This window comes from Paenibacillus sp. SEL1 (assembly GCF_054602535.1).
This window is the reverse complement of sequence record NZ_CM137723.1, coordinates 1303666-1327474: the sequence shown is the minus strand read 5'-3', so window position 1 is coordinate 1327474 and position 23809 is coordinate 1303666. Positions and strand designations below refer to the sequence as shown.

General features: G+C 46.2%; 23 protein-coding genes and 1 other annotated feature. All 23 genes read left to right on the top strand.

Translation table 11 applies throughout. The features are described from left to right. Nucleotides 1–18: 18 nt before the first annotated feature. The 23 genes from ispD to fusA all read left to right on the top strand — a co-directional run bounded on the left by ispD (nt 19) and on the right by fusA (nt 23726). Complete coding sequence (ispD, locus tag ACYCSE_RS06205; RefSeq protein ID WP_061831389.1) at nt 19–717, top strand: 2-C-methyl-D-erythritol 4-phosphate cytidylyltransferase; 699 nt, start codon at nt 19–21, stop codon at nt 715–717. After that, nucleotides 714–1190, top strand: coding sequence for a 2-C-methyl-D-erythritol 2,4-cyclodiphosphate synthase (gene ispF / locus ACYCSE_RS06200; RefSeq protein ID WP_254351860.1), 477 nt, complete (start codon nt 714–716; stop codon nt 1188–1190). Before ispD ends, ispF begins: the two co-directional genes overlap by 4 nt. A gap of 39 nt (nt 1191–1229) precedes the next feature. Further along, nucleotides 1230–2690: a glutamate--tRNA ligase gene (gene gltX, locus ACYCSE_RS06195; RefSeq protein WP_459701832.1), complete on the top strand. Its 1461-nt coding sequence runs from the start codon at nt 1230–1232 to the stop codon at nt 2688–2690. A gap of 486 nt (nt 2691–3176) precedes the next feature. Beyond that, the gene (gene cysE / locus ACYCSE_RS06190) at nt 3177–3857 is read left to right on the top strand and encodes a serine O-acetyltransferase (RefSeq protein WP_069290484.1); all 681 of its coding nucleotides are present in this window, start codon (nt 3177–3179) and stop codon (nt 3855–3857) included. Between the two features lie 24 nt (nt 3858–3881). Further along, the gene (gene cysS / locus ACYCSE_RS06185) at nt 3882–5285 is read left to right on the top strand and encodes a cysteine--tRNA ligase (protein ID WP_459701831.1); all 1404 of its coding nucleotides are present in this window, start codon (nt 3882–3884) and stop codon (nt 5283–5285) included. Then, on the top strand, nt 5282–5740 hold the full coding sequence (locus ACYCSE_RS06180; RefSeq protein ID WP_069290482.1) for a Mini-ribonuclease 3: 459 nt from the start codon (nt 5282–5284) through the stop codon (nt 5738–5740). Before cysS ends, ACYCSE_RS06180 begins: the two co-directional genes overlap by 4 nt. Nucleotides 5741–5795: 55 nt before the next feature. After that, nucleotides 5796–6542, top strand: a complete 747-nt coding sequence (rlmB, locus tag ACYCSE_RS06175) for a 23S rRNA (guanosine(2251)-2'-O)-methyltransferase RlmB (protein ID WP_013312173.1) — start codon at nt 5796–5798, stop codon at nt 6540–6542. 4 nt (nt 6543–6546) lie between these two features. Beyond that, a complete protein-coding gene (locus ACYCSE_RS06170) occupies nt 6547–7068 on the top strand; it encodes an NYN domain-containing protein (protein WP_007432599.1) in 522 nt (173 codons plus the stop codon). A 162-nt stretch (nt 7069–7230) separates the two neighbouring features. Further along, the gene (gene sigH / locus ACYCSE_RS06165) at nt 7231–7875 is read left to right on the top strand and encodes an RNA polymerase sporulation sigma factor SigH (RefSeq protein WP_016324748.1); all 645 of its coding nucleotides are present in this window, start codon (nt 7231–7233) and stop codon (nt 7873–7875) included. Nucleotides 7876–8208: 333 nt separating this feature from the next. Next, complete coding sequence (gene rpmG, locus ACYCSE_RS06160) at nt 8209–8358, top strand: 50S ribosomal protein L33 (protein WP_023990562.1); 150 nt, start codon at nt 8209–8211, stop codon at nt 8356–8358. A 20-nt stretch (nt 8359–8378) separates the two neighbouring features. After that, a complete protein-coding gene (secE, locus tag ACYCSE_RS06155; protein ID WP_013312170.1) occupies nt 8379–8570 on the top strand; it encodes a preprotein translocase subunit SecE in 192 nt (63 codons plus the stop codon). 22 nt (nt 8571–8592) lie between these two features. Further along, complete coding sequence (nusG, locus tag ACYCSE_RS06150) at nt 8593–9126, top strand: transcription termination/antitermination protein NusG (RefSeq protein ID WP_007432596.1); 534 nt, start codon at nt 8593–8595, stop codon at nt 9124–9126. 73 nt (nt 9127–9199) lie between these two features. Continuing rightward, nucleotides 9200–9625, top strand: a complete 426-nt coding sequence (rplK, locus tag ACYCSE_RS06145) for a 50S ribosomal protein L11 (protein ID WP_007432595.1) — start codon at nt 9200–9202, stop codon at nt 9623–9625. 87 nt (nt 9626–9712) lie between these two features. After that, a complete protein-coding gene (gene rplA, locus ACYCSE_RS06140) occupies nt 9713–10405 on the top strand; it encodes a 50S ribosomal protein L1 (protein WP_013312169.1) in 693 nt (230 codons plus the stop codon). Nucleotides 10406–10473: 68 nt separating this feature from the next. Next, nucleotides 10474–10625, top strand: a sequence feature (ribosomal protein L10 leader region). Nucleotides 10626–10699: 74 nt separating this feature from the next. After that, complete coding sequence (rplJ, locus tag ACYCSE_RS06135; RefSeq protein WP_013312168.1) at nt 10700–11203, top strand: 50S ribosomal protein L10; 504 nt, start codon at nt 10700–10702, stop codon at nt 11201–11203. Between the two features lie 68 nt (nt 11204–11271). Further along, nucleotides 11272–11637: a 50S ribosomal protein L7/L12 gene (rplL, locus tag ACYCSE_RS06130; RefSeq protein WP_010348819.1), complete on the top strand. Its 366-nt coding sequence runs from the start codon at nt 11272–11274 to the stop codon at nt 11635–11637. A gap of 148 nt (nt 11638–11785) precedes the next feature. Beyond that, nucleotides 11786–12415 carry a class I SAM-dependent methyltransferase gene (locus ACYCSE_RS06125; protein WP_459701830.1) on the top strand — a complete coding sequence of 210 codons (630 nt, stop codon included), beginning with the start codon at nt 11786–11788 and terminating at the stop codon, nt 12413–12415. A 328-nt stretch (nt 12416–12743) separates the two neighbouring features. Further along, complete coding sequence (gene rpoB, locus ACYCSE_RS06120) at nt 12744–16289, top strand: DNA-directed RNA polymerase subunit beta (protein ID WP_061831396.1); 3546 nt, start codon at nt 12744–12746, stop codon at nt 16287–16289. Nucleotides 16290–16429: 140 nt separating this feature from the next. Then, nucleotides 16430–20044, top strand: coding sequence for a DNA-directed RNA polymerase subunit beta' (gene rpoC / locus ACYCSE_RS06115; protein WP_029514492.1), 3615 nt, complete (start codon nt 16430–16432; stop codon nt 20042–20044). Between the two features lie 216 nt (nt 20045–20260). Beyond that, nucleotides 20261–20512, top strand: a complete 252-nt coding sequence (locus ACYCSE_RS06110) for a ribosomal L7Ae/L30e/S12e/Gadd45 family protein (protein ID WP_007432588.1) — start codon at nt 20261–20263, stop codon at nt 20510–20512. A 144-nt stretch (nt 20513–20656) separates the two neighbouring features. Beyond that, nucleotides 20657–21079: a 30S ribosomal protein S12 gene (gene rpsL, locus ACYCSE_RS06105; protein ID WP_007432587.1), complete on the top strand. Its 423-nt coding sequence runs from the start codon at nt 20657–20659 to the stop codon at nt 21077–21079. Nucleotides 21080–21129: 50 nt separating this feature from the next. Next, nucleotides 21130–21600, top strand: coding sequence for a 30S ribosomal protein S7 (gene rpsG / locus ACYCSE_RS06100; RefSeq protein ID WP_007432586.1), 471 nt, complete (start codon nt 21130–21132; stop codon nt 21598–21600). Between the two features lie 47 nt (nt 21601–21647). Beyond that, nucleotides 21648–23726, top strand: coding sequence for an elongation factor G (gene fusA, locus ACYCSE_RS06095; protein WP_029514491.1), 2079 nt, complete (start codon nt 21648–21650; stop codon nt 23724–23726). Nucleotides 23727–23809 lie beyond the last annotated feature (83 nt).

The following is a 23809-nucleotide window of genomic DNA, read 5'->3' as shown; positions in this document are numbered from 1 at the left end:
AGGGCAGGAGTTATTTGAATGAACAATCGGGTAGGAGTTGTCATTGTGGCAGCAGGGCGCGGCTCCCGTATGGGGACGCAGGAGAGCAAGCAATTTCTGCTTTTGCGGGACAAGCCCATCTTCATACATACACTTGAAATATTCGCAGCTATGCCCGAAGTGGATGAAATGGTGATGGTGACTGGGACAGGAGATGTGGAACGCTGCCGAGATTGGATTCATCAATACAAAATCGGTAAAAATGTACGGGTGGTGGCTGGTGGCAATGAACGCCAGCATTCGGTTTATCGCGGTCTGCGCCACTTACAAGCGGATTGGGTGATGGTGCATGATGGTGTGCGTCCACTCATTCAACCTGAGCTTGTACGTTCATGCCTTGAGGCAGCCCAGCGTACTGGTGCTTCTGTAGCGGCAGTACCTGTAAAGGATACGGTCAAGCAAGTGAACGGAGATGGTATCATTACAGCAACGCCGGATCGCCGAAGTCTGTGGAGTATTCAAACGCCACAGACTTTTCGTCTTTCTGATCTGCTGCGAGCCTATGAGGAAGCGGAGCAGTCGGGATTCTTGGGAACAGATGATTCTATGCTGATAGAGCGGCTAGGAATTCCGGTTACTGTCGTTCAAGGCAGCTACAAGAACATCAAAATTACTACGCCTGAGGATTTGGATATGGCGGCGTTATGGGTAAAAACAGAGGGAGAGGATATCAAATGATCAGAGTGGGACAAGGATTTGACGTCCACCAGCTGGTGGAAGGAAGGCCATGCATCATCGGAGGTGTGAATATTCCGTATGAAAAGGGTTTGTTGGGCCATTCCGATGCAGACGTGCTGCTGCATGCCATTAGTGATGCTATCCTAGGCGCGCTTGGCTTGGGAGACATCGGGAAGCATTTTCCGGATAATGACCCAGAATTTAAGGATGCCGACAGTCTTAAGCTACTGGAGCATGTGTGGGGGCTAGCTAAAGAGCGAGGATATCGCTTGGGGAATATTGATTCTACGATTATCGCACAAAAGCCCAAAATGGCATCGTATATTCCGCAGATGAATGAAGTCATCGCACGGGTGCTGGAAGCAGAGGAGCTATCCCAGGTGAACGTCAAGGCGACCACGACAGAGCAACTCGGGTTTCCCGGACGGGGTGAAGGAATCGCGGCTCAATCGGTTGTCTGTCTTATCAAGTAAATGCTATCATCTTGAGTAATTCAATTTGGAGGAGATTATATGAGCACGGAAGTTCGTGTACGCTATGCACCAAGCCCTACAGGGCATCTGCACATTGGAAATGCCAGAACGGCATTATTTAATTATTTGTTTGCTCGCAATCAAGGTGGAAAATTTATTATTCGTATTGAAGACACAGATGTGAAACGCAATATTGAGGGCGGAGAAGAAAGCCAACTTAAATATTTGAAATGGTTGGGTATGGACTGGGATGAGAGCGTAGACGTGGGAGGCGAGTTTGGACCTTATCGTCAGACGGAACGCTTGGACATATATAAAACGTACTGGCAGGATTTGCTGGATCGTGGTTTGGCTTATCGCTGTTACTGCACTGAAGAAGAGCTGGAGCGCGAGCGTGAAGAACAGACGGAACGTGGGGAGACACCACGCTATTCTGGAAAACATCGTGATCTAACAGAAGAACAGTGCCAGGCATTCGAAGCAGAGGGCCGTGTACCAAGTATTCGTTTTCGCGTACCGGAAGATCGTGAATATACGTTTGACGATATCGTTAAAGGTCAAATTACATTTAATTCCAAGGAAAGCGGCGATTTTGTTATCGTCAAAAAGGATGGTATTCCGACATATAACTTTGCTGTAGCGGTTGACGATTATTTGATGAAAATATCGCATGTACTACGGGGCGAAGACCATGTTTCCAATACACCGCGGCAGTTGATGATCTTTGAAGCTCTCGGCTGGGAACCGCCACGCTTCGGTCATATGACGCTGATTGTAGGCGAGGATCACAAAAAGCTCAGTAAGCGTAACGAATCCATTATTCAGTTCATGGAGCAGTATGACAAGTTGGGCTATTTGCCAGAAGCTATATTCAACTTCATTGCACTACTGGGCTGGTCCCCGGAAGGCGAAGAAGAGATCTATGATCGGGAACAACTGATTTCGATTTTCGATCCTAATCGTTTGTCCAAAAGTCCAGCTGTGTTTGATACCAATAAGCTTGCTTACCTGAATAATCACTATATTAAAAAGGCTGATCCTGAGCGAATTGCCAGCATGGCGATTCCACATCTCCAGGCAGCGGGGCTGTTGCCGACTGAACTGTCTTCGCAACAACTGGATTGGGCTAAGGCCCTTGTTCGTTTATACCAGGAACAGATGACTTCTGCATCCGATATTGTAGCGTTGTCTGAGTTGTTTTTCCGTTCACATCTGGAGCTGGATGCTGAAGCAGCAGCTGTATTGGCCGAAGAGCAGGTTCCTGAGGTACTTAGAGCTTTTGCAGGTAAAGTTGAAACGAGTGAGGAATTTACAGCTCCACAAATGGCTAAGCTGATCAAGGAAGTTCAAAAGGAAACGGGTTTTAAGGGAAAACAACTATTCATGCCGATTCGTGTGGCTCTTACAGGCCAAACGCATGGACGAGATCTGAATGAAACCATCTTTTTGCTCGGACGTGACAAGGTACTGGATCGTCTCAAGGCACAAATTAAAGGCTGATATTTCTTGTCAATTTGTTGTCTTTTCGCTATAATGACTCCATTGATACGGATTGATATTTACGTGTAAAGGCTGCGAACAGGAGAAGTACACTGCATATGGGCATCTGCCAGAGAGGACGGTCGAGGGGAAACTCCAGGCTGAGAGCCGTCCAGATGACCTGCGGAGGAAATGCGCCTGGGAGCCGTGCGCCCGAACTTTCATTAGCGTCAAATGCTGATGTGACAAGGGCGTGCCGAGTCGTTCCCGTTACAGGACGCCAAAGACGGACTGTCTGCTTTTTATGCAGCAGATATGTTCGAAGCAGAGTGGGACCACGTTCATGCGTCTCTGCAGCTTAGGCTGCGGAGACGCTTTTTCTTTTTTATCAGACTCAGACTCGTTATAGATTGAAAAATGTCGAAGAGTGCTGGTGGATGCGAAAATTGGCGGAACGTGAAGTGTAGTGATGATGCGGCAAGGATATGAAGGGAATAGGAGGGCGACATGTTCAGACATTTCAAATCCGACATTCAGACTGTTTTGGATAATGATCCGGCCGCCCGGAGTAAGCTGGAGGTCATTTTTACGTATTCCGGCGTTCATGCCCTTTGGGCACATCGAATCGCACATTGGTTTTATTTGCGAAACTGGTGTACTCTAGCCCGTGTTATATCCCAGGTATCAAGGTTTATGACAGGCATTGAAATTCATCCTGGCGCTCGTATCGGAGATCGGCTGTTCATTGATCATGGCATGGGAGTTGTCATCGGTGAAACCTGTGAGATTGGCGACGATGTCATATTGTATCAGGGGGTCACACTCGGCGGGACTGGGAAAGAGAAAGGGAAGCGCCATCCGACCATTGGGAATAATGTTGTTATCGGCTCCGGTGCAAAGATATTAGGCTCTTTCACGATTGGGGCACAATCCAACATTGGCTCTAACTCGGTTGTGCTCAAAGAAGTTCCACCAAACAGTACGGTGGTGGGCATCCCGGGGCGAGTTGTCAGACAGGATGGTAGGCGTCCAGACCGACTTAGTCATCAATTGCCTGATCCGGTTGTGGACTCTATGCGAGAACTTCAACGGGAAATAGAACGTTTGCGTGCAGAAATGTCTGATTTGAAGGATGGGGCATCTGCTCAGAAACATCAGGTGACCCAAGAGAATAAATTAGAAAAATGATTTTCATGAGGGAGGAACATAACAATGCCGCTTCAAATTTATAATACAATGACGAGGAGTCGGGAGCCTTTTGTGCCACTGGAGCCTGGAAAGGTTAAAATGTATGTATGCGGACCTACCGTGTATGATTACATTCATATTGGCAATGCACGACCTGTAATTGTATTTGACGTGGTGCGCAGCTACCTGGAGTACTTGGGCTATGATGTAAACTATGTGGTGAATTTTACGGATGTCGATGATAAATTAATCCGCAAAGCTCGGGAACTTGATATGGAGGTTTCGGCAGTTGCTGAGAAATTTATTGCTGCCTACCATGAGGATCTGGCAGGATTGAATGTTCCTGCTGCCAGTATGAACCCTCGTGTAACAGAGAGCATGGACCTGATTATTGATTTTATTAAGGGATTGGTAGACAAGGACTATGCCTATGAGAATGATGGCGATGTGTTCTATCGAACCAAAAAGTTCAAAGATTACGGACAACTGTCAGGTCAAAATCTGGAAGAGCTTCAGTTCGGTATTCGCATCAATGTGGATGAACGCAAGGAAAATGCTGAGGACTTTGTACTCTGGAAGGCAGCGAAACCGGGCGAAATTTATTGGTCGAGCCCTTGGGGAGATGGACGACCAGGCTGGCATATCGAATGCTCTGCTATGGCTCGCCATTATTTGGGGGATACACTGGATATTCATGGGGGCGGACAGGATCTGCAATTTCCGCATCATGAATGTGAATGCGCACAATCCGAAGCGATCACGGGTAAGCCATTATCTCGCTACTGGATGCATAACGGCTATATTCGCATAGATAATGAAAAAATGTCGAAATCACTCGGTAATGGTATTTTGGTTAAAGATTTGCGCGCTCATCACAAGCCGGAGGCTTTACGTTATTTTATGTTGTCGACGCATTACCGGAATCCGTTGAACTACAACCAAGAGACTATGAGTCAGGCAGAGAACAGTGTCGAGCGGATTGCCAATGCAGTTGCCAATGTGAAGCATCGTTTAGCTAATGCGCTGGAAGGTAATGGGGGAGTATCGACGGAACTGCAAACGGAGCTCGACGGAATTTTGCAGCAGTTTGGCGAAAAAATGAATGATGATTTCAATACACCTGATGCGATTACTGCTGTATTTGATTGGGTTAGCGAAGCAAACCATTTGTTGCAGCGAGATGTCGTACATCAGGCGGAACTACAAGCTGTATTGCATACCTTTCAATCGATGAATAACGTTCTTCGCATTTATTCGGAACCGAGTGAAGAGTTGCTGGATGACGAAATTGAGCAGTTAATTGCAGAACGTGTCGAAGCTCGTAAGACCAAAAACTGGGGTAGAGCTGACGAAATTCGCGATCTGTTGGCTGCAAAAGGCATTGTGCTTGAAGATACGGCGCAGGGTATGCGGTGGCGGCGAAAATGAGTGATAAGCCACTGAACTCAGGAGCATCGGCAGGTACGGGGAACTGGTTCCCGTACCCTGCGTCCAAGCCAGCTCGTTTGATGCCTCCCATTGCACTAGCTTATATTGGTGATGCAGTGTATGAGGTAGCTGTCCGGCAATATTTGTTGGCACAGCCCAACCTGCGTCCAAATCATCTGCACCGCCGAGCCACAGGGCTAGTCTCCGCCAAGGCGCAGAGTCGTATGTTGGGGCTATTGGAAAAGGTACTGACGGAAGAAGAACGCGATATTGTCCGACAAGGAAGAAATGCTAAATCAGGAAGTTTGCCTAAAAATGCTGATGTGCTTGAGTATCGGCACGCCACTGCACTGGAAGGGTTAATTGGATCTCTTTATTGTGATGGACATTTGGACAGATTAAGAGAGTTGATTACGTACGGAATTGCACAGATGGAAAATACAGAAAAATCATAAATGGGAACGGACTGGATGGAACAAGCATCGGCCGTGTCCCGGGAGGAAGCTAGAGATGGAAGAAGAATGGATTGCCGGTAAGCATTCGGTAACGGAGGCATTGCGTTCAGGCAGAACGATAAATAAAATATGGATTGCGGATAATGCACAAAAACATTTGACGCTGCCGATTACAGCTGAGGCCAAAAAAGCAGGAATTATTGTCTTGCAGGTGGACAAGCGTAAGCTGGATCAAATGGTTCCGGGCATTCAGCATCAGGGAGTGGTCGCGCAAGCTGCGCCTTTTGCCTATGTTGAAGTGGAAGAATTGCTCGCCACTGCTCGTGATAAGGGAGAAGAGCCGTTTTTAATTTTGCTGGATGAGATTGAAGATCCTCATAATTTGGGCTCCATCCTTCGTACAGCGGACTGTACTGGAGCACATGGTGTTATTGTGCCGAAAAGGCGCTCTGCAGCTGTAACTGTAACAGTGTCCAAAACATCGGCAGGTGCTGTGGAGTACGTCCCGGTGGCGCGTGTAAACAATCTGGGACAAACCATTGATCGTCTTAAAGAAGAAGGTGTATGGGTAGTTGGCACGGATGTTACAGCGACAGATCCTGTCTTTGGGAATGGAGTATTCACGGGGCCAGTAGCTATTGTCATTGGTAACGAAAATAAAGGAATGGGCCGTTTGATCCGTGAAAAATGCGATGTACTCGTCAAGCTGCCAATGGCGGGGCAAATTAATTCCCTTAATGCTTCTGTAGCTGCGGGTGTTGTCATGTACGAAGTATTGCGCGGACGACAGGCACGGGGCTAACGATATGGCTGACACGCGGGATGTTCTGCTTGTGGACGGTTACAACATGATTGGAGCCTGGCCCGAACTTTCCGCACTGGTACAATCTGGTATGCAGGAAGCGAGGGACAGACTTCTTGAACGACTGGCGGATCATCAGGCGTATTCCGGCAGAAGAGTCATCGTCGTATTTGATGCTTACAGGGTGCCAGGATTAGGTAAAACTTTTGCTCAGAGCAAAGTCCAGATTTATTTTACCAGAGAAAAAGAAACTGCTGATGAGTGCATCGAGCGATTGGTTCGGGAGCTGAGCAGTAAAAGAAGAAGTATTTACGTAGCGACAAGCGATCAGGTAGAGCAACATGTCGCATTTGGACAAGGTGCACTCAGGGTGTCGGCGCGGGAATTACTGATCGAGATTGAGGAGTCCGAAAGGGAAGTGCAGAAGCGAATCCAGCAGGATAGTGCCAAATTGTCCCGTAACTCGCTAGATGCCAAACTGAGTCCGGAGCTTCGAAAGTTGTTTGAACGATGGAGAAGAGAATAAACCAATAATTGGGGACTCCTCCATTTTGAAACCATTGACAATTTTGTTAGCGCTCTTCTTTTTTAGGTTGTTGTGGTTGACGGTATCAGGTTACATCGCGTATACTTGTCGTATATTTGAGAGAGTAACGGGTACCTTGCGTTGCAGCCGGAGGGATTGTTAGTGAGTGTGGACCTCAAGGATATCATGTTGTCAAAGTTTGATTACAAAAATGATGAAGACATTGTCGGAGCAGTCCATGAAGGTGATGGGGAAGCGCTGGAGTTTCTGATTAACAAATACCGGAACTTTGTGCGGGCCAAGGCCAGATCCTACTTCTTGATTGGTGCTGATCGCGAGGATATTATTCAGGAGGGCATGATTGGTCTCTACAAATCCATTCGTGATTTTAAGGGAGACAAGCTTGCTTCGTTCAAGGCTTTCGCCGAGTTGTGCATTACACGACAGATTATTACGGCAATTAAGACGGCTACACGACAAAAGCACATTCCTCTGAACTCTTACGTATCTCTGGACAAACCCATCTATGATGAAGAGTCAGATCGCACGTTGCTCGATGTGATTTGCGGAACACAAGTAAGTGACCCCGAAGAGCTGATAATCAATCAGGAAGAGTTTGTGGGCCTTGAGGACAAGATGTCCGAGATTCTGAGCGAGCTGGAACGCAAGGTACTTATGTTGTATCTGGACGGACGTTCGTATCAGGAGATTGCAGAGGATCTTGACCGCCATGTGAAATCCATTGATAACGCGCTGCAACGGGTCAAGCGTAAACTTGAAAAGTATCTGGAAGTAAGAGATAGTTGAAAGTAGAGGCTGACAGGGAAAAGGCTCGAATCCGAGTCTTTTTTTATTCGTTATAGGTAGGCTATGCAGGTTTATAAGTGTTACAAATGATTTATACTAAAAAAGATGAATAATAGATATCGCCTTGATTTTTGAAGCAGCTTTTCAGAGAACAGTTTAAAGGATGCACAGATGTTAAAATGCACCACAGCCGGGACTGCGAATTGTATGCAAACATTCGTTGACATGGAAAACCCCGTGTGATAAAGTGTTTTAGGTAGGCCTAAATTCGCGGTTTTTTTTAGGATCAATTATGAGACTTCCGGTGTTGGATGTCTTCGGGAGGTGCACATCATGCGGGTAATTATTACTTTGGCTTGTACAACATGCAAACAAAGAAATTACACAACGACGAAAAACAAGCGTAATCACCCCGACCGCATGGAGATGAAGAAATTCTGTAAGTCCTGTAACGAACAGACTTCTCATCGGGAAACCAGATAGTTTTTGGAGGTGTAGTCGGCGTGAAACGCAGTTTCAAGTCTCTGTTTTCCTTTTTCTCTGAAAGCTGGGCTGAACTCAAGAAGGTTCGCTGGCCCAATCGTAAAGAACTGACCAACTATACGTTGATTGTCATAGGGACAATTGCGTTCGTCACGATTTATTTTTGGGTTCTCGATATCGGCATTTCCGCTGTGATCGAAGCGATTATCTAGGAAGGGTTCCAGGTGGCTTGATATGGAAAAAAGATGGTACGTCGTTCATACCTATTCAGGGTATGAGAACAAAGTCAAAGCCAATTTGGAAAAACGCGTTGAGTCCATGGGCATGGAAGACAAGATATTCCGTGTTCTTGTTCCTATGGAAGAAGAACTGGTAACCAAGGACGGTAAGAAAAAAACCGTTATGCGTAAAGTCTACCCTGGTTATGTCTTAGTCGAAATGGTCCAAACCGACGACTCTTGGTATGTTGTACGCAATACACCAGGTGTTACGGGATTTGTAGGGTCGACAGGCTCGGGTTCCAAACCGACGCCATTGCTTCCAGAAGAAGTTGAACAGATTCTGAAGCATATGGGCATGGTAGAGCCGAAACCGAAGATTGAATTCGATGTTAAGGAATCCGTGCGAATTAAAGTTGGTCCTTTTGCGAATTTTGTGGGCTCCGTGGAAGAAATTTTGGTTGAGAAGAGCAAGCTTAAAGTTCACGTCAACATGTTTGGACGGGAAACCCCGCTTGAGTTGGATTATACTCAAGTGGAGAAAATATAGATTTTTCTTACAGGTTTCTTGTGGGAGGATCGATAGGTCCGTCTACCACTATTGAGTCAAGGAGGTGTCATCCATGGCAAAAAAGGTAATTAAAATGGTAAAACTGCAGATTCCTGCAGGGAAAGCTAATCCAGCGCCTCCAGTAGGTCCAGCTTTGGGTCAAGCAGGTGTCAACATCATGGCATTCTGTAAAGAGTTCAATGCTCGTACTGCTGATCAAGCAGGCCTGATTATTCCGGTTGAAATTTCGGTATTTGAGGATCGTTCTTTTACGTTCATCACCAAAACTCCACCGGCTGCTGTTCTGTTGAAAGTTGCTGCTAAAATCGAAAAAGGTTCCGGTGAACCGAATAAAACGAAAGTTGCAACTGTAAATCGCGCTGCTGTTCGTCAAATTGCAGAGCAAAAAATGCCTGACCTTAACGCAGCTTCCGTAGAATCGGCAATGCGTATGGTTGAAGGTACTGCTCGCAGCATGGGTATCACCATCGTAGATTAATTTTATTAATCTACGTGTGCCGGCAGTTTGACTGTCCGGCAAGTGTGGGAGGAATATCCGCTAATACCACATAAGGAGGAAAACATTATGGCTAAACATGGTAAGAAGTACCTGGAAGCTGCTAAGCTGATTGACAGCGAAGCAACTTACGAGCCTTTAGAAGCCGTTGAACTGGTAAAAAAGGCTGCGACTGCTAAATTCGACGAAACCGTTGAAGCAGCAGTTCGTCTGGGCGTAGATTCCCGTAAACAAGACCAGGCTGTTCGTGGTGTTGTTGTCCTGCCGCATGGTACGGGTAAAACACAACGCGTTCTGGTATTTGCAAAAGGTGACAAAGTGAAAGAAGCGGAAGCGGCTGGCGCTGATTTTGTTGGCGATCAAGATATGATCAACAAAATCCAACAAGGCTGGTTCGAATTCGACGTCTGCGTTGCGACACCTGATATGATGAGTGAGGTTGGTAAACTGGGTCGTTTGCTCGGTGGTAAAGGTTTGATGCCTAACCCTAAAGCAGGCACAGTTACTTTCGACGTTGCCAAGGCTGTTCAAGAAATTAAAGCCGGTAAAATCGAATACCGTCTCGACAAAGCCGGTCAAATTCACGCGCCAATCGGCAAAGCTTCCTTCAGTGCTGAACAGCTGAACGAGAATCTTAAAGCCTTGGTTGAAGCCTTGAACCGTGCGAAGCCAGCGGCTGCTAAAGGTGTATACCTGAAAAACATCGCTATTTCTTCGACTATGGGACCAAGTGCACGTGTGAACGCATCTGTTTACAGATAATATTTTGATTGACATGTTCAATCGAATTTGTTATTCTATAAAAGTTGTGAGTCCTTGTGACTGACCATTAAAGTTGAATATGCTTACCGTAGACAGTAGGTGCCTTTGGGCTTAATTTCCTACCGAGGTGTTATGATAGAACGTTTCATGTGACGGGCTTGTCCCGTCCATGTGGATTTATCAAGCCTTCGTACTCTACGGAGGCTTTTTTCATGCTTATGAAAGCAAGCTTTGTAAGATCACCAGATCGGGTGCTTCGAACAAAGCGGATAAATTGATCAGGAGGTGTACAGTTTGGCAAATGCAAAGGTGATTCAAGCAAAACAAGAAGCTGTTGAAGTTGTAGCTGCAAAATTGCGCGAGAGCGTAACGACTGTGGTTGCAGACTATCGCGGTCTGAATGTTGCCCAAGTAACTGAGCTGCGTAAGCAGCTTCGCGAAGCCGGAATCGAATTTCAAGTGCTGAAAAACACACTGCTCCGCCGTGCAACTGCGGCAGCAGAATTGACTGAACTGGACGCAGTATTGACAGGTCCTACTGCAATCGCGTTCGGCAAAGATGATGCAGTGTCTGCAGCTAAAATCTTGAACGATTTCGCTAAGAAGAACAATGCACTGGAACTGAAAGGTGCAGTTGTAGAAGGTCGCGTTATCGGTGTTGAGGAAATCAAAGCACTGGCAGAACTGCCATCCCGCGAAGGTCTCCTTTCCATGCTCCTCAGCGTGCTTCAAGCTCCTGTGCGCAACTTCGCGCTTGCAGTTAAAGCTGTTGCAGAAAAAGAAGAGCAAAGCGCATAAGTTAGGGATTAAACCTGCTGTATAGCAGTTGAGAACAAAAAAATACGAATTTAAATGGAGGTTCAACCATGAGTAAAGAGCAAATCTTGGAAGCAATTAAAGGTATGTCCGTATTGGAACTGAACGATCTCGTGAAAGCAATCGAAGAAGAATTCGGCGTAACTGCAGCAGCTCCAGTAGCTGTAGCAGGTGGCGCAGCAGGTGGCGCAGCTGAAGCTGAGCAATCCGAGTTCGACGTAATCTTGACAAGCGCTGGCGCTTCCAAAATCAACGTTATCAAAGCAGTTCGCGAAATCACAGGTCTTGGCCTGAAAGAAGCAAAAGAACTGGTTGACAACGCTCCAAAACCACTGAAAGAAAAAATCGCTAAAGAAGAAGCTGAATCCATTAAAGCAAAATTGGAAGAAGCAGGCGCTTCTGTAGAAGTAAAATAATTGACTGCTTTCTAGCAGACAATGGACTAAAACAAACCCCTTGAGGTGATCTTCAAGGGGTTTGTTGCTGTAAAACGGTAGTACCAGCATGTCTGAAAGGTTATTGTAAAGGCTATGATGGTAGTACAACCGAAAGAGGTGGGCATGAATGGCTGATCATTATTACTCCAAGCGGCCAGAGACGGCGCATGAACGACGGAGCCTGGAAACAGTGCTGCGGGGGCGGTCATACCGTTTTGCCAGCGATTCAGGCGTTTTTTCGAAGCAGGGAATTGATTACGGGAGTCGTGTGCTGATTGAAGCGATGCAGCTTCCTGCACAAGCCTCGGTATTGGATGTAGGATGCGGTTACGGCCCGATTGGTCTGGCGGCAGCCGCGCTTGTCCCAGAGGGACACGTCACAATGGTTGATATTAATGAGCGAGCCGTTCAACTTGCGATAGAGAATGCGGAACGTAATGGGGTTAAGAATGTCACCATTAAGCAAAGCGATTTGTTTGCGGAAGTGAAGGATGAACGCTTTGACGTGATCTTGACGAATCCTCCTATACGTGCAGGAAAAGAAACAGTGCATACCATTTTTGAGCTTGCTTATGAGCATTTAAACGAAGGTGGAGCTTTGTGGGTAGTCATTCAGAAAAAGCAGGGGGCCCCTTCGGCGAGTGCTAAGATAGAGAGCCTTTTCGGTCATGTAGAGGAAGTTACAAAGGATAAAGGTTATCGAATTTTGAAGGCTGAAAAAAGTTTTCAAGAAAATGCAATAGGACCATTGACTTGAATCCTGGTCTGTGATATTATTATAAAATGTCAGTATTAGGATGCCCTCCATGGCTTTAGTTTGTTGAAATGTCAATAGATTTATGCGTAGTAGGTATACTATTTATCTCTATTACGTATAATACAACCATTTTGGGCAAATCTACAAGTGATGAAGATCTTCCGGTAAGAGGATTCTGCAGATACGGTGCTCTTTTTTCGAATGCATTCGAGTAAGGGCTTTTCTGTATTTGTAAGATTGAATCTTCTGTATGTGTCTTATTATAAGGTCACAAACAGAGGTTCGCAATGTATTTTTAAAGTGAGTAGACATGAGGGGTGAGTTTAAGTTGGCAGGACATCTTGTTCAATATGGTCGACGCACTCGGCGCAGTTATGCACGTATTAATGAGGTACTCGAGGTTCCGAACCTGATTGAGATCCAACAAAAATCCTATGATTGGTTTTTGGAGGAAGGATTAAGGGAAATGTTTCGGGATATTTCTCCAATTCAGGATTTCACCGGAAATCTGATTCTGGAGTTTATCGACTATTCTCTCGGAGAACCCAAATATACCGTTGACGACGCAAAGGAACGCGACGTTACGTATGCAGCACCGCTTCGGGTAAAAGTCCGGCTTATTAATAAAGAAACCGGGGAAGTGAAAGAGCAGGAAGTATTCATGGGAGACTTCCCGCTGATGACTGAAACGGGTACGTTTATTATTAACGGTGCGGAACGGGTTATTGTCAGCCAGTTGGTTCGCTCTCCCAGCGTCTATTTCAGCACAAAAGTCGACAAGAATGCGAAAACAACATACACCGCAACGGTAATTCCTAACCGGGGGGCTTGGCTCGAACTGGAGATGGATGCGAAGGATATTATCTATGTCCGGATTGACCGTACCCGTAAAATTCCGGTTACGGTGTTGCTGCGTGCGCTGGGCTTTGGCACTGATGCTGAGATTCTGGATTTGCTCGGCAATGACGAATATATCCGCAACACACTTGATAAAGACAACACGGATTCCACCGAGAAAGCGCTGATTGAAATTTATGAGCGTCTTCGTCCAGGTGAGCCGCCTACACTGGATAACGCAAAGAGCTTGCTAGTTGCTCGCTTCTTTGATCCTAAACGTTATGATCTGGCCAACGTAGGCCGTTACAAAATCAATAAAAAGCTTCACATTAAAAACCGTTTGTTCAATCAACGACTTGCTGAGACTTTGATTGATACAACAACTGGTGAAATCATCGCTGAAGCCGGTCAAATGGTAGATCGCCGCCTGTTGGACGAGATTTTGGCCCAACTGGAGGAATCAGTAGGACATCGTACGTATCATGTTGCGAGTGGTGTGCTAGAAAGCAATGATATTCCACTTCAAACAATCGATGTGTTCTCACCAATTGAGGATGGTAAAGTAGTAAAACTGATTGCTAACGGAAATATTGATAAATCGGTTAAGAATATTACGCCTGCCGATATTATTTCCTCCATCAGTTATTTTATTAACTTGCTTCACGGAATCGGAAGTACGGACGATATTGACCATTTAGGTAACCGTCGTTTGCGTTCTGTAGGTGAGTTGCTCCAAAACCAGTTCCGTATCGGTTTATCCCGTATGGAACGCGTAGTGCGCGAAAGAATGTCGATTCAGGATGCTAATGTAATTACGCCACAGGCATTGATTAACATACGTCCAGTAATTGCTTCGATTAAAGAGTTCTTTGGTAGCTCGCAGCTGTCTCAGTTTATGGATCAGACGAACCCGCTTGCTGAATTAACGCACAAACGTCGTCTGTCCGCACTCGGACCCGGCGGTTTGACGCGCGAACGCGCGGGCATGGAAGTGCGTGACGTCCATCCGAGTCACTACGGCCGTATGTGTCCTATCGAGACACCAGAGGGACCAAACATTGGTTTGATCAACTCTTTGTCCACTTTTGCACGCATTAACGAGTATGGATTTATCGAAGCTCCTTATCGTTGGGTAGATCCAAAAACCGGAAAAGTTACAGACCAGATTGATTACCTGACTGCTGATGAAGAAGATAACTACATTGTTGCTCAGGCGAATGCGGAATTGACGGAGGAAAACACCTTTAAGGATGAGGTTGTCATTGTCCGTTATAACAAACAGTCTGATAACATTATTCCGATGGCTAGTAGCCGTGTCGATTACATGGACGTATCGCCTAAACAGGTCGTATCGGTCGCGACTGCACTGATTCCGTTCTTGGAGAATGATGACTCTAACCGCGCATTGATGGGTTCCAACATGCAGCGTCAGGCTGTCCCGCTTCTGATTCCGAAGTCTCCATTGGTCGGAACAGGAATGGAGCACAAGTCTGCAAAAGATTCCGGTGTTTGCGTTGTATCCAAATACAACGGAGTTATCGAACGTTCTTCGGCTAACGAAATTTGGTTGCGTCGTATCGAAACTGTAGATGGCGCTGAAGTGAAGGGCGACATTGTTAAGTATAAATTACACAAATTTATGCGATCTAACCAAGGAACTTGCATCAACCAACGTCCGATTGTGAACAGAGGAGATATTGTCAAAGTTGGCGATATTCTTGCGGATGGTCCATCTACAGAGATGGGTGAGTTGGCGTTGGGACGTAACGTTGTCGTTGCCTTCATGACTTGGGAAGGTTACAACTACGAGGATGCGATCTTGCTGAGTGAGAAACTGGTTAAGGAAGATGTATACACCTCGATCCATATTGAGGAATACGAATCCGAGGCTCGTGACACGAAGCTTGGACCGGAAGAAATCACTCGCGACATTCCAAATGTCGGTGAAGAAGCGCTTCGCAACTTGGATGAGCGTGGAATCATACGTATTGGTGCTGAAATTGGCGCAGGTGACATTCTCGTTGGTAAAGTAACACCTAAAGGTGTGACTGAATTGACAGCTGAAGAACGTCTCTTACACGCAATCTTTGGTGAGAAGGCACGCGAGGTTCGCGATACTTCTTTGAGAGTTCCTCATGGAACAGACGGGATTGTTGTAGATGTAAAGGTATTTACGCGTGAAAATGGCGATGAACTGCCACCAGGTGTAAATCAGTTGGTTCGAGTATATATTGCTCAAAAACGTAAAATCTCCGAAGGCGATAAAATGGCTGGACGTCACGGTAACAAGGGTGTCGTTGCCCGTATTCTGCCTGAAGAAGATATGCCGTTCCTGCCGGATGGCACACCAGTACAGGTCGTTCTGAACCCGCTGGGCGTACCTTCACGGATGAACATCGGACAGGTGCTTGAAGTCCATCTGGGTATGGCTGCAATGCGTCTTGGTATTCATGTGGCAACTCCAGTATTCGATGGTGCCAAGGAATATGACGTATTCGATACAATGGAAGAGGCAGGCATGCAGCGTAATGGTAAGACTGTGTTGTATGACGGACGTACGGGTGATCGTTTTGAACGTGAAGTTACTGTCGGTGTCATGCACATGATCAAACTGGCGCACATGGTCGATGATAAAATCCATGCTCGTTCTACAGGTCCTTACTCTCTCGTTACGCAACAACCATTGGGTGGTAAAGCTCAATTCGGTGGACAGCGCTTCGGGGAGATGGAAGTATGGGCATTGGAAGCCTACGGCGCAGCGTACACGCTTCAGGAAATTTTGACTGTGAAATCTGATGATGTGGTTGGACGTGTTAAAACTTACGAATCCATTGTCAAAGGTGAAAATGTACCTGAACCGGGTGTTCCAGAATCATTTAAGGTCTTGATCAAAGAGCTGCAAAGCTTGGGTATGGACGTGAAGATTCTGTCTGAAGACGAACAAGAGATCGAAATGAGAGAGCTTGATGATGAGGATGACACAACCGGCGATAAGCTGAGTTTGAATCTGGAAGGCTCTGAGGTTGGCGTAGAGTAGTTTGACTGCTGACTGACTCATATCAGCTTTGTTATATACCTTGATCCATTCTAGGATGGATCAGGTTTCTTGATACCGCCCGGTGCTGCTGGGCGGTATCAAACCTAAAAACTCAGGATTTGGTTAAGGAGGGTTGCTCCTTGTTGGACGTTAACAATTTCGAATATATGAAAATCGGGCTTGCTTCCCCCGAAAAGATTCGTTCTTGGTCCCGCGGAGAAGTCAAAAAACCGGAGACGATTAACTATCGTACGCTTAAACCGGAAAAAGAAGGACTATTTTGCGAGAAAATTTTCGGACCTACGAAAGACTGGGAATGTCATTGCGGTAAGTACAAACGTGTACGCTATAAAGGTGTTGTCTGTGACCGTTGTGGAGTAGAAGTTACTCGCGCTAAGGTTCGCCGTGAGCGTATGGGCCATATTGAGTTGGCTGCTCCTGTATCGCACATTTGGTACTTTAAAGGCATTCCAAGTCGTATGGGTCTTGCTCTTGATATGTCTCCAAGATCTCTGGAAGAGATCATTTACTTCGCATCTTATGTTGTAACCGATCCAGGAGATACGCCTTTGGAGAAAAAGCAACTCCTGTCCGAGAAAGAATACCGTAGCTACCGTGAGAAATACGGCTATGGCTTCCAGGCAGGTATGGGTGCTGAAGCGGTTAAAAAGCTTCTTCAAGATTTGGATATAGACAAAGAATTAGAATTCTTGAAAGAAGAGCTGCGTACAGCTCAAGGACAACGTCGTAACCGTGCGATCAAACGCCTTGAAGTTATTGAGGCATTCCGTAACTCCGGCAACCAACCGGATTGGATGATCATGGATGTACTTCCTGTTATTCCTCCTGAGCTTCGTCCGATGGTACAGTTGGATGGTGGTCGTTTCGCTACCTCTGACCTTAACGACTTGTATCGTCGTGTTATTAACCGTAATAACCGTCTGAAACGGTTGTTAGATCTAGGTGCGCCAGATATTATCGTGCAAAATGAAAAACGGATGTTGCAGGAAGCTGTTGACGCCTTGATTGATAATGGTCGTCGTGGTCGTCCTGTTACAGGTCCAGGTAACCGTCCTTTGAAATCCCTCAGCCACATGCTGAAAGGTAAACAAGGACGTTTCCGTCAGAACTTGCTCGGAAAACGTGTTGACTACTCTGGTCGTTCCGTTATCGTTGTAGGCCCGTACTTGAAAATGTATCAATGCGGTTTGCCAAAAGAAATGGCACTGGAACTGTTCAAACCTTTTGTTATGAAGGAACTGGTGAACAAAGGTTTGGCGCACAATATCAAGAGCGCGAAGCGTAAAGTAGAGCGTGTGAGTGCAGAAGTATGGGATGTGCTGGAAGAAGTAATCAAGGAGCATCCAGTTCTTCTGAACCGTGCCCCTACGCTGCATAGACTCGGTATCCAGGCGTTCGAACCGATTTTGGTTGAAGGCCGTGCGATTCGTCTGCATCCGCTCGTATGTACTGCATATAATGCCGACTTTGACGGTGACCAAATGGCTGTTCACGTTCCGTTGTCTGCGGAAGCCCAAGCTGAAGCTCGTTTGCTTATGCTAGCATCCGGGAACATTTTGAATCCGAAAGACGGCAAGCCAGTTGTTACACCTTCCCAGGATATGGTTCTTGGTTCTTTCTATCTGACTATGGATAACAAAGAAGAAGAAGGAAGCAATATGATCCTTCGCAACATGAATGAAGCTATATCGGCTTACCAACGTGGTACAGCTGGACTTCATGCTCGTGTAGCTATTCCGGTTAAAGCTTTGAATAAAACGAGCTTTACGGAAAAACAACAGGAAGCGATGTTGATCACAACGGTTGGTAAAATTATCTTTAATGAAATTTTCCCGGCAAGCTTCCCGTACATCAATGATGCTACCCGTGCGAACCTGCTTTATGGTACTGCGGAGGAGTTCTTTGTTTACGAGAAGGGTGTAAATCTTACAGAAGCCATTCAAAACGCTCCGCAAGCTAGTGGGGTAGGCAAGGATTACCTTGGTAATATCATTGCCCGTTGTTTTGAGACTTACCATACAACAGAAACAGCTGTAATTCTGGATAAAATCAAGCAGCTTGGCTTTACGTATTCCACTCGTGCAGGGGTAACCGTTGCTGTATCGGACGTAATCGTGCCAGTGGAAAAACAAGAGATTCTTAAGGGATCCGAAGATAAAGCGCAAGTTGTGACGAATCAGTATCGTCGTGGTCTAATTACGAATGAAGAACGCTATGACCGGATTATCGACATTTGGTCTAAAGCGAAAGATGATATTACCGAAGTATTGATGAAGTCCATGGATCGCTACAACTCCATCATGATGATGGTAGACTCCAAAGCGCGGGGTAACAAATCACAGATTACTCAGCTCGGCGGTATGCGTGGTCTGATGGCCAATCCATCCGGACGTATTATCGAACTCCCAATCAAATCAAACTTCCGTGAAGGTCTGACAGTACTCGAGTACTTCATCTCCACTCACGGAGCGCGTAAAGGTTTGGCGGATACAGCCCTTCGTACGGCTGACTCCGGTTACCTGACTCGTCGTCTCGTAGATGTGGCACAGGATGTTATCGTGCGCGAAGAAGACTGCGGAACGGATAAAGGCTTCACAGTAAGTCGTATCCAGGACGGTAAAGAAGTAATTGAGGATCTCTATGACCGTCTGGAAGGTCGCTATTGCTTTGAAACAGTACGTCATCCTGAGACTGGCGAGATTTTGGCTAGACGTAACGAATTGATTGACTCCGATAAAGCTGAAGCGATTGTTAAAGCTGGTGTACACAAAGTTCAGATTCGTTCTGTACTAAGTTGCCGTGCTAAACATGGCGTCTGCAAGAAATGTTACGGTCGCAATCTGGCTACTGGTAAACACGTTGAGATTGGTGAAGCAGTTGGTATCATCGCTGCACAATCCATCGGTGAGCCAGGAACACAGCTTACTATGCGTACGTTCCACACAGGCGGCGTAGCGGGTGACGATATTACACAAGGTTTGCCTCGTATACAGGAGCTTTTTGAAGCACGTAATCCTAAGGGTCAGGCAACTATTAGTGAAATTGACGGTACAGTTAAAGAAGTTCGTGAAGGTAAAGACCGCCGTGAGATCGACATTCAGGGTGAAGCCGAAACGAAAACATACTCAGTAACGTATGGTTCTCGCCTGCGCGTAAGCGAAGGTATGACTGTTGAAGCTGGGGACGAACTGACGGATGGTTCGATTGATCCTAAAGAAATGCTGCGTATTAAAGGTATTCGCGGGGTACAGAACTATATCCTTCAGGAAGTTCAACGCGTATACCGGAACCAGGGCGTAGAAATCAACGACAAGCACGTAGAAGTTATGATTCGTCAAATGTTGCGTAAAATCCGTATCATTGATGCGGGCGACACGATCTTACTTCCAGGCTCCTTTGTTGATGTCCATGAGTATGAAAATGCAAACAAGATAGCGATTCTCAGCGGCCAAGAACCAGCGGTAGCCAAGCCGGTACTGCTCGGTATTACCAAGGCATCTCTGGAAACTGACTCCTTCTTGTCAGCAGCCTCCTTCCAGGAAACTACTCGTGTCCTGACTGATGCAGCTATTAAAGGCAAGGTCGATCAGTTGCTTGGACTGAAAGAGAACGTAATTATTGGTAAATTGATTCCTGCGGGAACAGGTATGAACCGTTACCGTAGCGTGAAATTTGCCCAACCGGAAGAGGGGCAGTCTCCATCTGAGGAGCTCGAACCAATTTCGGCCGAGTAATATAAAAATAGTATGATTGCCGGAACACCGTAGACATAAGCTTTGCATAAAAGCTACAGCAGACGGTGCTCCGGTGCTTTTCAAAAATGAATCGTACTATTCTGTTTAAATGAATTATAGTTTATAATTGTCTTGACATTACTTATAGTCAATGCTAATATAGCAAAGGTGCGTGAGCAGCCTATATGCTATTGGGTCTTTTCGGAGGAATGAGATATGTCTAAAGAACAAGGACTGCAAGATGCTCATGTCAAAATCGGTACCAAACAAACCATTCGTATGGTAGAATTGGGCTTTGCCTCAGAAGTATATGTGGCAGAAGACGCAGATCAGCGTCTCACTTCCAACATCATTGCTTTGTGCAACAAGCAAGGAGTCAAAGTGACTCTCGTAGACACAATGAAAAATCTCGGAGCTGCATGTGGGATTGAAGTGGGAGCCGCAATGGCTGCTATCGTAAAACAATAGGGTAAGGAACGTTTTTGTCTAAGGAATTGTTATTCTTGGCGGCAAAGACTTTTCATTTGTTCTTTTATGAACCGCCTGGGTCTGTGGGCTTAGATAAGGTTTGTAAAGTAACAGCAAAAATTGAGGAAGGGGGTGGCAACCAACATGCCAACTATTAACCAACTGGTTCGTAAAGGACGTCAAGCCAAAATCGAGAAATCGAAATCACCGGCTTTGCAAAAAGGTTTTAATGCCTTGAAACGTGAAGCTACCGACATCAGTGCCCCGCAAAAACGCGGAGTGTGCACTCGTGTAGGTACTATGACTCCGAAAAAACCAAACTCCGCACTTCGTAAATATGCTCGTGTTCGCTTGACGAACCGTGTAGAGGTGACTGCTTACATTCCAGGTATTGGACATAACCTTCAAGAACACAGCGTAGTGCTGATTCGCGGCGGTCGTGTAAAAGACCTTCCGGGTGTGCGTTACCACATCGTTCGCGGTGCTTTGGATACTGCAGGCGTAAACAACCGCATGCAAGCTCGTTCCAAATACGGCGCAAAACGCCCTAAAGCTAAAAAATCCTAATGAATATAAACCGCGTATGTCGGTTTAACATGTAAGAAAGGGGGATATCCATGCCACGCAAAGGTCCAGTTACCAAAAGAGACGTGTTGCCAGATCCGGTATACAACAGCAAGTTGGTTACCCGCTTGATCAACCGCATCATGCTCGACGGAAAACGAGGCGTTGCTCAAAGCATTCTGTACAATGCGTTCAAGCTTATCCAAGAACGTACGGGGAATGACCCGATGGAAGTTTTTGAAGCAGCTATCAAGAATATCATGCCAGTCCTGGAAGTTAAAGCACGCCGTGTCGGCGGTGCCAACTACCAAGTACCAATCGAGGTAAAACCAGAAAGACGTACGTCCCTGGGATTACGTTGGCTCGTAAACTACTCCCGCAACCGCGGTGAGAAAACCATGGAAGAGCGTTTGGCGGCTGAAATTATTGATGCTTCCAACAACACAGGCGCTTCCGTGAAAAAACGTGAAGACACGCACAAAATGGCTGAAGCGAACAAAGCGTTTGCTCACTATCGTTGGTAGGATTCAGCTCAAAAAAATAACTTCAATTTTGAAGGGAGACCCATTTCATGGCAAGAGAGTTCTCCTTGAAAAATACACGTAATATCGGGATCATGGCTCATATTGACGCGGGTAAAACCACAACAACAGAGCGGATCTTGTTCTACACAGGCCGTACGCACAAAATCGGTGAAGTTCACGAAGGCGCTGCGACAATGGATTGGATGGAACAAGAACAAGAGCGCGGAATCACGATTACTTCCGCTGCGACGACCGCTGCCTGGAAAGGTCACCGCGTCAATATCATCGACACCCCGGGGCACGTTGACTTCACTGTTGAAGTTGAACGTTCCCTTCGTGTATTGGACGGAGCAGTTGGTGTTTTCAGTGCGAAAGAAGGCGTTGAGCCTCAGTCCGAAACCGTATGGAGACAGGCTGATCGCTACGGCGTTCCACGGATCGCATATGTAAACAAAATGGATATCATTGGTGCCGACTTCCTGAATGTTGTCTCTGACATGCGTGATCGCCTTCAAGCGAACGCAGTTGCGATTCAATTGCCAATCGGCGCAGAAAATGATTTTACTGGTATTATCGATATCGTTGAACAAAAAGCTCATATGTACAAAGATGATCTTGGTCAAGATATCGAAGAAGTAGAAGTTCCTGCGGAATTCAAAGATCAAGTTGAAGAACTTCGTAATGAATTGATCGAGAAGGTTGCTGAACTGGACGAAGAATTGACAATGAAATACCTGGAAGGCGAAGAAATTTCGGTTGCCGAAATTAAAGCCGCTCTCCGTAAAGGTGTTGTAGAAGTTAAAATCTTCCCAGTTATCTGTGGATCTTCTTACCGCAATAAAGGTGTTCAGCTGATGTTGGATGCTGTTCTCGACTATTTGCCGGCTCCTATTGATGTGCCAAGTATTCAAGGGCATTTGGAAGACGGTACGGAAGTTGAACGTCACTCTTCCGATGAAGAGCCATTCTCCGCATTGGCATTCAAAATCATGACGGATCCTTACGTTGGTAAGTTGACATTCTTCCGCGTATACTCCGGTGTTCTTCAATCCGGTTCTTACGTATTGAATGCAACAAAAGGTAAACGCGAACGTATCGGACGTATTCTTCAAATGCATGCGAACAGTCGTCAAGAAATCACTGTAGTTTACTCTGGTGATATTGCAGCTGCCGTAGGTTTGAAAGATACAGGTACAGGTGATACACTGTGTGATGAGAAGAGTCCTGTTATTCTCGAGTCCATGAACTTCCCTGATCCGGTTATCGAAATCGCGGTTGAGCCTAAAACCAAAGCTGACCAAGATAAAATGTCTGTAGCTCTCGGTAAGTTGACTGAAGAGGATCCAACTCTTCGCGCTCATACTAACGAAGAAACAGGTCAAACCATCTTGGCGGGTATGGGTGAGCTTCACTTGGACATCATCATTGACCGTATGCGTCGTGAGTTCAAGGTAGAAACAAATGTGGGTAAACCACAGGTTGCTTACCGTGAAACGTTCCGTGCTCCAGCACGTGTCGAAGGTAAATTCGTTCGTCAGTCCGGTGGTCGTGGTCAATATGGTCACGTATGGGTTGAGTTCGAACCGCTCGAGCCAGGTACTGGTAGTCAATTCGAAAGTAAGGTAGTCGGCGGCTCTGTTCCTAGAGAGTACATCGCTCCTGCTCTTGCTGGTATTGAGGAACAAATGAAAAACGGCGTTATCGCAGGCTTTCCGCTTGTGGACGTTAAAGCTACAATCGTGGACGGATCATACCATGATGTCGATTCCAATGAAATGGCATTTAAAATTGCCGGATCAATGGCGCTGAAAGCAGCGAAAGACAAATGTAAACCAGTATTGCTCGAGCCGATTATGAAAGTTGAAGTAACGGTTCCTGAGGAATATATGGGTGACGTAATGGGTATGTTGAACTCCCGTCGTGGTCGGATTGAAGGTATGGATTCCCGCAGTGGAGCTCAAATCATTCGTGCGAAGGTACCTTTGTCCGAAATGTTCGGATACTCGACTACACTTCGCTCCGGTACACAAGGACGCGGCGTGTTCTCCATGGAACTCTCTCATTATGAAGAAGTACCGAAGAGCATTGCTGAAGAGATCGTTGCCAAAACCAAAGGCGGCGAGTAATACAATGTATCAGCTGACCGGTATGCTTAAGGTTTTACCAAAAAGGCATCCGGCAGCCTAAAATAAAACAAGTTATTGAGGAG